Raw genomic sequence first — 11,947 nt, 5'->3', positions numbered from 1 at the left:
ACCATGCCTGCGCATGCAGCCCAGGCCCGTCCAGCCAGTCTCAGGAGTCCATTCCCATGAATACCACTGAACTCGAAGCCACGGTCCGCGCCATGATCGCCCGCGGCAAGGGCCTGCTGGCGGCCGACGAGAGCAGCGGCACCATCAAAAAGCGTTTCGACAGCATCGGCCTGGAGTCCACCGAGGCCAACCGCCGTGATTACCGGCAGATGCTGTTCACCACCGAGGGCCTGGAGCAGGCCATCTCGGGCGTCATCCTGTACGACGAAACCATCCGCCAGCGCACCGACGACGGCCGCACGCTGGTGAGCATCCTGCAGGCCAAGGGCATCGTGCCGGGTATCAAGGTTGACAAAGGCACGGTGCCGATGGCGCCAGGCAGCGCCGAGAAGGTGACCGAGGGGCTCGACGGCCTGGCCAAGCGCTACGAGGAGTACTACCAGCTCGGCGCGCGCTTCGCCAAATGGCGCGCCGTGTACAGCATCACCGACCAGCTGCCGTCGTGGCGCAACATTCGCCTCAACGCCCAGGGCCTGGCGCGCTATGCCGCCATCACCCAGCAGTCCGGGCTGGTGCCGATCGTCGAGCCGGAGGTGCTGATGGACGGCGCCCACACCATCGAGCGCTGCTTCGAGGTCACCGAGGCGGTGCAGCACGCCGTGTTCGACGCGCTGGTGGCCGAGGGCGTGGTGCTGGAGCTGATGGTGCTCAAGCCCAACATGGTCATTTCCGGCAAGGACTGTCCGGTGCAGGCCAGCGCCCAGCAGGTGGCCGAGGCCACGGTGCGCTGTTTCCGGCGCACCGTGCCGGCGGCGGTGCCGGGCATCATGTTCTTGTCCGGTGGGCAGGGCGACGTGCAGGCTACCGAAAACCTGAACGCCATCAACGCCATGGGCGTCCAGCATCCGTGGGTGTTCAGCTTCTCCTATGGCCGCGCGCTGCAGGCGCCGGCACTGAAGGCCTGGGGCGGCAAGAAGGAAAACGTCGCCGCCGGGCAGCGGGCGCTGCTCAAGCGGGCGCGGCTCAACAGCGCCGCCTGCCGCGGCGAGTACCGGCCCGAGATGGAGCAGGCGGCCTGAGGTCGCACAAGCGCCGGCCGATCGCAGAGCCTCGCCCGTGGGTGATCGTGCCGGCGTGCTGCTGGTCAATCTCGGCAGTCCCGCCGCGCCCACCGCGGCGGCGGTGCGCCAATACCTCAAGCAATTCCTGAGCGACCGGCGGGTGGTCGACCTGCCGGCGCTGCTGTGGCAGCCGATCCTGCGCGGCATCATCCTGAACACCCGCCCGCGCCGCTCGGCGCGCTTGTATCGTTCCATCTGGACGCCCGAGGGCTCGCCGCTGCTGGTCAACACCCGCCGGCAGGCGCAGGGCCTGGCGGCGCGACTGGCAGGGCAGGGCGTGCGCGTGGCGTACGCCATGACTTATGGCGCGCCGGCGCTCGCGGAGGGTCTAGGCGAGCTCGCCGGGTGTGAGCGGATCGTGGTGCTGCCGCTGTTTCCGCAGCAGTCCGCCAGCACGCAGGGGGCGGTGTTCGATGCGCTGGCCGGCGCGCTGCGGCGCGCCATGCGTTTGCCGCATCTCGATTTCGTCGCCGATTTCCACGATCACCCCGGCTACGTCGGGGCGCTGGCGGCGAGCGTGCGCGCGCATTGGGCCACACACGGCCGCGGCGAGCGGCTGTTGATGTCCTTCCACGGCCTGCCGCAGCGCAACGTCGACCGCGGCGATCCCTATGCCGAGCAGTGCCGGCGCACGGCGCAGGCGCTGGCGCAGGCGCTCGGTCTTGGTGCCGACCATTGGCAACTCGCCTTCCAGTCCCGCTTCGGGCGCGCGCGCTGGCTCACGCCCGCCACCGACGCTGTGCTGCGCGACTGGGGCGAGCAGAAGCTGAGCCGCGCCGACGTGATCTGCCCCGGTTTCGTGGCCGACTGCCTGGAGACGCTGGAGGAGATCGCCATCGGCGGCCGGCACGCGTTTCAGGCCGCCGGTGGCGGTGAATTTCGCTACATTGCCTGTTTGAACGACAGCCCGGCCTGGCTGGATGCGCTGGCCGGCCTGGTGCGCGCGCGGCTGGGGCCGAGCGACGCGTGACGGAGTCCACCATGCATGCCAACGTCGACCCGGCCGAGACCGCCAAGTTCGCCGCCCACGCGGCCGAGTGGTGGAGCGTGACAGGCCCGCTGCGCACGCTGCACGACATCAATCCGGTGCGTGTGGCGTGGATCGCCGGTCACGTGCGCCTGCGCGGTGCGCGGGCGGTGGACGTCGGCTGCGGCGGCGGGGTGCTGAGCGAGGCGCTGGCGCGCGCCGGGGCCAACGTGACCGGTATCGACCTGGCCGCCGAGGCACTGGCGGTGGCGCGCGAACACGCCGCCGAGCAGGGGCTGGCGATCGACTATCGCGCCGTGGCGGCAGCGGACCTGGCGCGCGAGGCGGCTGGCCGCTTCGAGGTGGTCACCTGCATGGAACTGCTCGAGCACGTGCCCGACCCGGCCGGTCTGGTGCGCGCCTGCGCGGACCTGCTGGCGCCGGGCGGTTTGGCGTTTTTCTCGACCCTGAACCGCACGCCGAAAGCCTACCTGCAGGCGGTGTTGGCGGCCGAGTACGTGCTGCGCCTGTTGCCGCGCGGCACGCACGACTACGCCCGCTTCCTGCGTCCGGCCGAGCTCGGCGCCCTGTGCCGGGCGGCCGGCCTCGAGGTGGTGGACGTGAGCGGTCTGGGCTACGACCCGCTGCGGCGGCGCGCCTTCCTGCGCCGCTCGGTGGACGTCAACTACCTGCTGGCGGCGCGCAAGCCGGCTCACCACGCCGTGCCAGCGGGAACAGTTTGAAGAAGTTTTCCGTCACCTGCGCGTCCAGCTCGGCCGGCGTCAGGTCGCGCAGCGCCGCCACGCAATCGGCCACCTGGCGCACGTAGGCCGGCTGGTTCTGCTTGCCACGGTGCGGCACGGGCGCCAGATACGGCGCGTCGGTCTCGACCAGCAGGCGCTCGGCCGGCACGCGGCGGGCGGCGTCACGGATCGGCTCGGCGCTCTTGAAGGTGACGATGCCCGAGAACGAGATGTGGAAGCCCAGTTCGAGCGCCCGCTGCGCGGTCGGCCAGTCTTCGGTGAAGCAGTGCATCACGCCGCCGATGTCCTGCGCACGCTCTTCGGCGAGGATGCGCAGCGTGTCGTCGGTGGCCTCGCGCATGTGCACGATGAGCGGCTTGCCCACTTCGCGCGCGGCACGGATGTGGCTGCGAAAGCGCGTCTGCTGCAGCGCCGCGTGGTCGGCGCCGTAGTGATAGTCGAGGCCGGTTTCGCCGACGGCGACGATCAGCGGATCGGCCGCCAGGCGGGCCAGCGCGTCCACGTCCGGCTCGTCGTCACCCAGGTGGTTCGGGTGCACGCCGACCGAGGCCGACACCTGCGCATGGCGCGCCGCCAGCGTGCGCACCACGGGCGCGTTGGCCAGGCTCACGCTCACGCACAGCATGTGCCCCACGCCGACCTGCGCGGCCTGCGCCAGCACAGCGGCGACCCGTTCGAGGCTGGGGTCGATCAGGTCCAGGTGGCAGTGCGAATCGACCAGCATGTTCACATGGTGTGGGTGTGCCGCTCGCTGGCCAGCGTGCCGGCGAGGTAGGTCTCGATCTTGTTGCGCGCCACGCGGCTGCTCTCGTCGTCGACGAATTGCACGCCGACGCCGGCCACCTTGCCGTTTTGCGAGCCGCGCGGGGTGATCCACACCACCTTGCCGGCGACCGGAATCTTCTCTGTTTCGTCCATCAGGGTGAGCAGCAGGATCAGCTCGTCGCCCAGCCGCACCGCGCGCGTGGTGGGGATGAACAGGCCGCCGCCCTTCACGAACGACATGTACGACGCATACAGCGCGTTCTTGTCGCGAATGGTGACCGCCAGCACGCCGGTGGGTGTTTCAGGTGAGGGGTGATCCGCCATGACGGCTCCGGGGTGTCGCAGTAGGGGGCGGCATTCGCGGCGCGCCGCCCGCTGTCCACAGCGTATACAGCAGGCGCTGCAAGGCCAGTTCCTTGACCAGCGGATGCTCGCGCAGGCGAAGAAAATCCTCAAGTTCGCGCCAGAAAGCGTGCAGGCGCGCCAGCGGCACCGGCTCGCCGCCGGCAAGTCCGGCCGCGCGGCGCAGCGCCCGGCGCAGCCAGCCGTACAAGGCCGCGTCGAGCGCCTCCTGCGGCAGCTTCAGCCAGTCACGCGCCAGCTGCAGCGGGTCGGTTTCACCACCGAGCAGGGCATCGAGTCCGGCGCACACCGCCCGCCATACCGCGCCGATGTTGAGCGCCAGCAGTTCGCTCGCCCGCAGCGGCGCGCCACCGGCGAGCTCCAGCGCCAGCGGCGCGTGCTCGCCCGGTTCCAGCGCGGCGCGCGCCTGCGCCGGTGTTGGCGTGTGAAACCGCAGCACCTGGCAGCGGCTGCGCACGGTGGCCGGCAGCTGCGTCAAGCGCTGCGACAGCAGCAGGAACAGCGTGTTGTCGGGCGGTTCCTCGAGCAGCTTGAGCAGCGCGTTGGCAGCGGCCGTGTTCAGCGCATCGGCCGGCAGCAGCACGGCCAGCTTGTAGCCGCCGTAGTGCGCGCTGGCGTGCAGGCGCTCGCCGAGCTCGCGCACCTGCTCGACGTTGATCACGGTCGATGGTTTCTTGCGCGCGGTGTCGTACTGGCAGCGCTGGCCGGGGTAGGCGCTGAGCACCGGCCGGTTCAGGTGATCCGGGCTCAACACGATGCAGTCGGGGTGGCTGCCGGCGGCGTGCTGGCGGCAGCCACGGCAGTGGCCGCACGGTTGTCCGTCGTGGGGCGACTCGCACAGCAGACGAGCCGCCAGGGCGGCCAGAAACGCCGCCTTGCCGACGCCGGGCGGGCCCGCCGCCAGCAGGGCGTGGTGCAGGCGCCCTGCGGCATGGGCGCCGAGCACGGCACGCCACTGGGCCTGATGCCAGGGCAGCGGCGTGTTCACAACAGCGGTTCCACGGCGGCCTCGATGGCGCCGCGCACGGTTTCGGGATCGGCGCTGGCGTCGATGATGCGGTAGCGCTGTGGCCAGCGGCGGGCGCGCGTGAGATAAGCGTCGCGCACGCGCTGGTGAAAGGCGAGCGTTTCTTGCTCGAAGCGATCCACCGGGCCGCGACCTTTGGCGCGCGCCAGGCCCATCTCGACCGGCAGGTCGAGCAGCAAGGTCAGGTCCGGGCGGGCGCGGGCCGGCAGCAGCGCCTCGAGCGCCGCCACCGGCGCCTCGCCGAGGCCACGTCCGCCACCCTGGTAGGCGTAGCTGGCATCCACGTAGCGGTCGCACAGCACCCACTGGCCGCCGGCGAGCGCCGGCAGGATGACCTGTATCACGTGCTCGCTGCGGGCGGCGAACATCAGCAGCAGCTCGGTCAGCGGCGCCATCGGCTCGGCGGTCGGGCTCAGCAATAGCTCGCGCAGGCGCTCGCCGAGCGCCGTGCCGCCGGGCTCGCGGGTGAGCAGCACACGCTTGCCGCGCCGTTCGAGAAACGCCTTCAGCTCGCCGGCCCGGCTGGTCTTGCCGGCGCCTTCCAAGCCCTCGAGCGTGATGAAGCGCCCCTCGTTCACGACCGGCAGCGCTCGGCGCGTCGCCGCTGATAGCAGTCGACGGCCCGGTTGTGCTCGTCGAGCGAGCTCGAAAACACATGACTGCCGTCGCCGCGGGCGACGAAATACAGATAATCGACCGCCGCCGGGTGCAGCACGGCGCGCAATGATGCCAAGCTCGGCAAGGCGATCGGCGTCGGCGGCAGCCCGCGCTGGGTGTAGGTGTTGTGCGGCGTGGGCGTGCGCAGGTCCCGGCGGTGCAAGTTGCCGTCGAAGTGCGCCCCAAGGCCATAGATGACGGTCGAGTCGATCTGCAGCGGCATGCCCAGGCGCAGCCGGTTCAGCAGCACGGCGGCGACCAGCGGGCGCTCGTCGTCGCGGCCGGTTTCCTTCTCGACCAGCGAGGCGAGTGTGACGGCATCGCCCATGACGGCGGGCGCACCCGGCCCGCGCCGTTGCCACAGCGCGTCGAGGTGCGCCCGCATGGCGGCATGGCTGCGGCGCAACACGTCCAGATCGCTCTGTCCGCGGGTGACGAAATAGGTGTCCGGCAGGAACCAACCCTCGGCCGGCAGGCCCGGTGAGCCCAACGCCGCCATGATCTGGGCGTCGCTGGCCCCACCCAGCGTGGCCCGGAGCACCGGCGAGGCCCACAGTGCCGCCAGCGCTTCGCGAAAGGTCGCCCCTTCCGGCACACGCACGGCGTACTGGCGCACCCGCCCGGCGGCAAAGTCGGCCAGCAGCCGGGCCGGCGTGGTGGTGGCGGTGATGGCGTACTCACCGGCGACGATGCGATCGCCGCGGCCGGTCAGGCGCGCCCATACGCGGATGGCGCCCGGATGGGCGAGGCGTCCCTCGGCGGACAGCGCATTCAAGACGCCGGCCAGGGTCTGGCCGGGCAGGACCTCGACGCTGTCGCCGCCGATCGGCTGCAAAGGCGTCGCCGCCTGGTGGCCGATCCAGCTGAGCGTCGCCACCACGATGCAGCATGCCAGCGCCAGCGCGGTGCCGAGGCGACGCGCGGTGATGACACCAACACGGGGCATGGGGCGCGGCATGGGGCAGGCGCGCCGGGACACTCAGCGCAGGCGGCCGAACACCAGCGTGGCGTTGGTGCCGCCGAAACCGAAGGAATTGCTGATCACCCGCTCGAGCCGCATCGGCCGCGCGCTGTGCGGCACGTAGTCCAGGTCGCAACCCTCGCCCGGATGGTCGAGGTTGATGGTCGGCGGGGCCACCTGGTCGCGCAATGCCAGCACGCTGAAGATGGCCTCGACGCCGCCGGCGGCGCCCAGCAAGTGGCCGGTCATGGACTTGGTGGAGCTGACCGCCAGGCGGTCGGCGTGGGCACCGAAGGCGCGGCGGATCGCCACCGTCTCGGCCACGTCGCCGGCCGGCGTGGAGGTGCCGTGGGCGTTGACGTATTGGACGTCGGTCGGGTCCAGGCGGGCGTTGTGCAGCGCCAGGCGCATGCAGCGGTAGGCGCCGTCGCCGCTGGCGTCGGGCTGCGTCATGTGGTGAGCGTCGCCGCTCATGCCGTAGCCGAGCAACTCCGCGTAGATGCGGGCACCGCGCCGCTTGGCGTGTTCCAGTTCTTCCAGCACCAGGATGCCGGCGCCGTCGGCCAGCACGAAGCCGTCGCGGTCGCGGTCCCAGGGGCGGCTGGCGCGCTCCGGCTCGTCGTTGCGGGTGGACAGCGCACGCGCCGCGGCAAAGCCGCCAAGCCCCATGGGCGAGGTGGCCATCTCGGCCCCGCCGGCCAACATGACGTCGGCATCGCCGTATTCGATCAGCCGCGCCGAGTCGCCGATGCTGTGCGTGGCCGACGCGCAGGCCGTCACCACCGCCAGGTTCGGGCCCTTCAGGCCGAACCGAATCGAGACGTTGCCGGCCACCATGTTGATGATGTTGCCCGGCACGAAGAACGGCGAGATGCGACGCGGGCCACCGTTCAGGTAGTCGAGGTGCCCGGCCTCGATGCCGGGCAGGCCGCCGATGCCGGAGCCGATCGCCACGCCGATGCGCTCGGCATTGTCGGGCGTCACCTCGAGCCCGGCATCGCGCAGCGCTTCCTCCGCTGCCGCAATGCCGTAATGCACGAACGGGTCCATCTTGCGGGCTTCTTTGGGGGACAGGTAGCGCCCCACGTCGAAACCCTTGACCGCACCGCTGATGCGCACGCTGAACGCGCTGGTATCGAATGCGGTGATCGGCCCGATGCCGCTGCGGCCGGCCAGGATGCCGGCCCAGGAGGTCGGCACGTCCAGTCCGAGCGGACTGAGCATGCCAAGCCCGGTGATGACGACCCGTCGCTTGCTCAAATTTTGGCCGTCCCGCGGTGGAATGTGCCGGCCAAGCTCACTTGCCGCGCGAGGCCAGTTCCTTCTCGACGTAGTCGATGGCTTCCTGGACGGTGGTGATCTTCTCGGCGGCCTCGTCGGCGATCTCGCACTCGAACTCTTCCTCGAGCGCCATCACCAGCTCGACCGTGTCCAGCGAGTCGGCGCCCAGGTCGTCGACGAACGACGAGTCATTGGTGACCTCGTCCTCTTTGACGCCCAATTGCTCGACGACGATTTTCTTGACGCGCTCTTCGATGCTGCTCATGGCTCACTAACCCTCCCAGGGGAAAAACAAAAAGGTCTGAAACGGCACGACCTGCTCAGGCCAGGTACATGCCGCCGTTGATGTGAAGCGTCTGGCCGGTGATATAGCCCGCCAGCGGCGAGGCCAGATACGTGACCAGCGCCGCCACTTCCCGTGGCTCGCCGAAGCGGGCCAGCGGCACCGATTGCAGCAGCGCATCGCGCTGGTCGGCATTCAGGGCGGCGGTCATGTCGGTTTCGATGAAGCCCGGTGCTACCGTGTTCACGGTGATGGTGCGGCTGGCCAGTTCGCGCGCCAGGGCGCGGGTGAAGCCGGCCAGGCCCGCCTTCGCGGCGGCGTAGTTTACCTGTCCTGCGTTGCCCATGGCACCGACCACCGAGCCGATGTTGATGATCCGTCCGCGGCGGGCGCGCGTCATGCCGCGGGCGCAGGCACGCGCCAGACGAAACGCCGCGCCGAGATTGGTGTCCAGCACCACGTCCCAGTCCTCGTCCTTGAGCAGCAGCAGCAGGTTGTCGCGGGTGATGCCGGCGTTGTTGACCAGGATGGACACCGCGCCGTGGGCGGTCTTGATGGCGTCGACCAGCGCCGCGGTGCCTTCCCGGTCGGCGGCGTTGAACACCATGCCGCTGCCGCAAAGGCCGGCGGCAGCCAGCTCCTCGCCGATGCGCCGTGCGCCGGCCTCGCTGGTGGCGGTGCCGACGACCGTCGCCCCGGCCCGCGCCAGCTCGAGCGCGATGGCCCGGCCGATGCCGCGGCTGGCGCCGGTCACCAGCGCGACTTCGCCGTCCAGTCGAATCTCCATCGCTGCGTTCCTCGAAATGTTCAGGCCAACGCCGCCAGCGCCTGGCGCAGACTGGCCGGGTCTTGCACGAACAGGCTGTCGAGCTCGCTGCAAATACGCTTGGTGAGGCCCGCCAGCACCTTGCCGGGTCCGCACTCGACCACCCGCGTGACGCCGCGCGCCGCCATCGCCTCGATGACTTCCACCCAGCGCACCGGCGAGTAGATTTGCCGGATCAGCGCATCGCGGATGGCCTCGGGCTCGCTGGCGGCCGCCACATCCACGTTGTTGATGACGGGAATGGCCGGCGGGGTGATGTGCGCGGCGGCGAGCGCCGGCGCCAGCGCGTCGGCCGCCGGGCGCATCAGGCTGCAATGGAAAGGGGCACTGACCGGCAGCGTCACCACGCGCTTGGCACCGGCCGCCTGGGCGGCGCTGCCGGCTCGCGCCACCGCGGCGGTGTGGCCGGCGACCACGCTTTGTAGCGGCGCGTTGTAGTTGGCGACCGCGACGATCTCGTCGGCAGTGCAGGCGGCGGCGCAGGCGGCCTCGACGGCGGCGCGCTCGAGCCCGAGCACGGCGGCCATGGCACCGGTGCCGAGCGGCACCGCCTGCTGCATGTACTCGCCGCGCTGGCGCACCAGTTGCACGGCCTGCGCGAACGGCAGCGCCCCTGCGCACACCAGCGCGCTGTATTCGCCAAGGCTATGGCCGGCCATGACGGCCGGCATCGGCCCGCCGGCGGCCTGCCACACCCGCCACACCGCGACGCCGGCGGTCAGCATGGCCGGCTGCGTGACGGCGGTGAGCTGCAGCTCGCTCTCCGGGCCGTTTTGCACCAGCTGCCACAGGTCGTAGCCGAGCGCTTCGCTCGCCTCGGCGAAGGTCTGCTCGACCTGCGGGAACTCGCCCGCCAGCGCGGTGAGCATGCCGACCGACTGCGAGCCCTGTCCGGGAAATACCAATGCCAAACTCATGTCCGAAATCCGCAGCGAGGAAGGCGGGGCAATCAGAAGCGCAGCAGCGCCGAACCCCAGGCGAAGCCGCCGCCGAAGGCCTCGAGCAGCAGCGTCTGACCGGGCTTGACGCGCCCATCGCGCACCGCCACGTCGAGCGCCAGCGGCACCGATGCGGCCGAGGTGTTGCCGTGTTCGGCGATGGTGAGCACCACCTGCTCCATCGGCAGGCGCAACCGTCTGGCAATGGCGGCGATGATGCGCAGATTGGCCTGGTGCGGGATCAGCCAGTCGATGGCGGATTTGTCGAGGCCGTTGGCCGCCAGCGCCTCTTCCACCGACTCGCCGAGTTTTTCCACCGCCACGCGGAACACCTCGGAGCCCTCCATCACCATGTGCGGTGGATGTTCGGCGAGCGTGGCGTAGTCGTCCGACACCCAGCCGGGCACCCACAGCAGGTCTTTGTATTTACCGTCGGCGTGCAGGTGCGTGGACAGGATGCCCGGCGTCCGGTCGCGCCGCAGCACCACGGCGCCAGCGCCGTCGGCGAACAGGATGCAGGTGCGCCGGTCCTGCCAGTCGATGATGCGCGACATGGTTTCGGTGCCGACCACCAGCGCGGTGTCGGCGACGCCGCCGCGCAGCAGGCTGTCGGCCACCGACAGCGCATAGATGAAGCCGGCACAGGCGGCGACCACGTCGAAGGCCGGACCGCCGGCGATGCCCAGACGGTTCTGCAGCAGACAGGCGGTGCTGGGGAAAACCTTCTCCGGCGTGCAGGTGGCCACCACCACCAGGCCGACGTCGGACGGCGCCAGCCCCGCCATGGCCAGCGCCGCCCGCGCGGCAGTGTCGCCAAGGTCGGTCGACGTCTCGCCGGGCGCGGCGATGCGCCGCTGCCGAATGCCGGTGCGCTCGAAGATCCACTTGTCGCTGGTGTCGACCATCGCCTCCAGCTCGGCGTTGGTGAGCACGCGTTCCGGCAGGGCACTGCCGGTGCCGATGATGCGCGAGTACATCAGGCCGTCAGCGTCTGCGGCAGGAACTCGGCCAGGCGTTCGCCGATGCGTTGCGGCACCTTCGCCCTGGCCTGCGCCGCCGCTTCGGCGATGGCCTGCGTGAAGCCGACCACGTCGGCGCCGCCGTGGCTCTTGATCACCGGCGCCGGCAGACCCAGCAGGCTGGCGCCGTTGTAGGCGCGCGGGTCCAGGCGCTTGCGCAGCGCCTGCAGCGCCGGCCGGGACAGCAACGCGCCCAGCCGGCGCAGTGGCGTGCGCGTGAACTCCTCACGCATTACCTGACCGATCATGCGCGCCAGTCCCTCGCTGGTCTTGAGTGCCACGTTGCCGACGAAGCCGTCGCACACCACCACGTCGGTGGTGCCGGCATAGATGTCGTCGCCTTCGACGTAGCCGTAAAAGTTGAGGCCGGTGGCGCGGATCAGCTCGGCGGCGCGCTGCACGGTGTCGGTGCCTTTGGTTGCCTCGCTGCCGATGTTCAGCAGGCCCACGTTCGGGTTGGTCTGCTTGCCGAGCGCCTCCACCAGCACCGCGCCCATGACGGCGAACTCGCACAGCTGCTCGGCGCTGCATTCGGTGTTGGCGCCCAGATCCAGCACGTGCGTTTCGCCGCGCAGGGTCGGCAGGGCGCGCACGATGGCCGGCCGCTCGATGCCGGGCAGCATGTGCAGCACGAAGCGGGCGGTGGCCATCAGTGCGCCGGTGTTGCCGGCGCTCACGCAGGCCTGCGCCCGCCCGGCGGCCACCAGGTCGATGGCCACGCGCATGGACGAGTCCTTCTTGCCGCGCAGCGCCTTGGCCGGCGGCTCGTCCATGCCGACTACCTGGCTGGCGTGCTGCACCTGTAGCGGCAGCGCGTCGGCATCGGCGGGCAACAGGCCGCGCACGGTCGCCTCGTCGCCGACCAGGACCAGGTGCACGCCGGGGTGGCGGCGCACAAAGCCGATCGCCGCGGGAACCACCACCGAGGGGCCGTGATCACCCCCCATGGCATCCACGGCAACCACCAGGCTCAAT

Annotated in this window: 14 protein-coding genes; 3 read left to right on the top strand and 11 right to left on the bottom strand. The window is 70.7% G+C overall.

Annotated elements, in window-relative coordinates:
* Positions 1-56: 56 nt before the first annotated feature.
* The 3 genes from PHC73_RS00600 to ubiG are packed head-to-tail and all read left to right on the top strand — an operon-like array spanning position 57 to position 2,831.
* Positions 57-1,079 (top strand): class I fructose-bisphosphate aldolase, encoded by a 1,023-nt coding sequence (locus PHC73_RS00600; RefSeq protein WP_300123618.1) that lies wholly within the window; start codon positions 57-59, stop codon positions 1,077-1,079.
* Between the two features lie 37 nt (positions 1,080-1,116).
* A complete protein-coding gene (hemH, locus tag PHC73_RS00595; RefSeq protein ID WP_300123617.1) occupies positions 1,117-2,091 on the top strand; it encodes a ferrochelatase in 975 nt (324 codons plus the stop codon).
* 11 nt (positions 2,092-2,102) lie between these two features.
* On the top strand, positions 2,103-2,831 hold the full coding sequence (gene ubiG, locus PHC73_RS00590; RefSeq protein WP_300123616.1) for a bifunctional 2-polyprenyl-6-hydroxyphenol methylase/3-demethylubiquinol 3-O-methyltransferase UbiG: 729 nt from the start codon (positions 2,103-2,105) through the stop codon (positions 2,829-2,831).
* Here the strand turns inward: ubiG and PHC73_RS00585 are convergent.
* Genes PHC73_RS00585 through plsX form a run of 11 tightly spaced genes read right to left on the bottom strand, consistent with a single transcriptional unit; the run spans position 2,770 to position 11,946 of the window.
* Complete coding sequence (locus PHC73_RS00585; RefSeq protein WP_300123615.1) at positions 2,770-3,576, bottom strand: TatD family hydrolase; 807 nt, start codon at positions 3,574-3,576, stop codon at positions 2,770-2,772. The two genes, ubiG and PHC73_RS00585, sit on opposite strands and share 62 nt — an antisense overlap.
* Before the next feature lie 2 nt (positions 3,577-3,578).
* Positions 3,579-3,941, bottom strand: coding sequence for a PilZ domain-containing protein (locus PHC73_RS00580; protein ID WP_300123614.1), 363 nt, complete (start codon positions 3,939-3,941; stop codon positions 3,579-3,581).
* Entirely contained in the window at positions 3,919-4,968 is a 1,050-nt protein-coding gene (gene holB, locus PHC73_RS00575) for a DNA polymerase III subunit delta' (protein WP_300123613.1), read from the bottom strand. The genes PHC73_RS00580 and holB overlap by 23 nt, the downstream gene beginning before the upstream one ends.
* Positions 4,965-5,585: a dTMP kinase gene (tmk, locus tag PHC73_RS00570; RefSeq protein WP_300123612.1), complete on the bottom strand. Its 621-nt coding sequence runs from the start codon at positions 5,583-5,585 to the stop codon at positions 4,965-4,967. The genes holB and tmk overlap by 4 nt, the downstream gene beginning before the upstream one ends.
* Positions 5,582-6,610, bottom strand: coding sequence for an endolytic transglycosylase MltG (gene mltG / locus PHC73_RS00565; RefSeq protein ID WP_300123611.1), 1,029 nt, complete (start codon positions 6,608-6,610; stop codon positions 5,582-5,584). Before mltG ends, tmk begins: the two co-directional genes overlap by 4 nt.
* A 33-nt stretch (positions 6,611-6,643) precedes the next feature.
* Positions 6,644-7,885, bottom strand: coding sequence for a beta-ketoacyl-ACP synthase II (fabF, locus tag PHC73_RS00560; protein ID WP_300123610.1), 1,242 nt, complete (start codon positions 7,883-7,885; stop codon positions 6,644-6,646).
* A 37-nt stretch (positions 7,886-7,922) separates the two neighbouring features.
* The gene (acpP, locus tag PHC73_RS00555; RefSeq protein WP_300123609.1) at positions 7,923-8,171 is read right to left on the bottom strand and encodes an acyl carrier protein; all 249 of its coding nucleotides are present in this window, start codon (positions 8,169-8,171) and stop codon (positions 7,923-7,925) included.
* A 55-nt stretch (positions 8,172-8,226) separates the two neighbouring features.
* Positions 8,227-8,976, bottom strand: coding sequence for a 3-oxoacyl-ACP reductase FabG (gene fabG, locus PHC73_RS00550; RefSeq protein ID WP_366949763.1), 750 nt, complete (start codon positions 8,974-8,976; stop codon positions 8,227-8,229).
* 20 nt (positions 8,977-8,996) lie between these two features.
* Positions 8,997-9,932 (bottom strand): ACP S-malonyltransferase, encoded by a 936-nt coding sequence (gene fabD / locus PHC73_RS00545; RefSeq protein WP_300123608.1) that lies wholly within the window; start codon positions 9,930-9,932, stop codon positions 8,997-8,999.
* Between the two features lie 32 nt (positions 9,933-9,964).
* The gene (locus PHC73_RS00540; protein WP_366949765.1) at positions 9,965-10,933 is read right to left on the bottom strand and encodes a beta-ketoacyl-ACP synthase III; all 969 of its coding nucleotides are present in this window, start codon (positions 10,931-10,933) and stop codon (positions 9,965-9,967) included.
* Positions 10,930-11,946, bottom strand: a complete 1,017-nt coding sequence (plsX, locus tag PHC73_RS00535) for a phosphate acyltransferase PlsX (RefSeq protein WP_366949762.1) — start codon at positions 11,944-11,946, stop codon at positions 10,930-10,932. The genes PHC73_RS00540 and plsX overlap by 4 nt, the downstream gene beginning before the upstream one ends.
* Position 11,947: the final 1 nt, after the last annotated feature.

The organism is Immundisolibacter sp. (assembly GCF_028696615.1).
Classification (GTDB): Bacteria; Pseudomonadota; Gammaproteobacteria; order Immundisolibacterales; family Immundisolibacteraceae; genus Immundisolibacter.
Note: the sequence above shows the minus strand (reverse complement) of the source record. Positions and strands in the feature narration are given on the sequence as shown.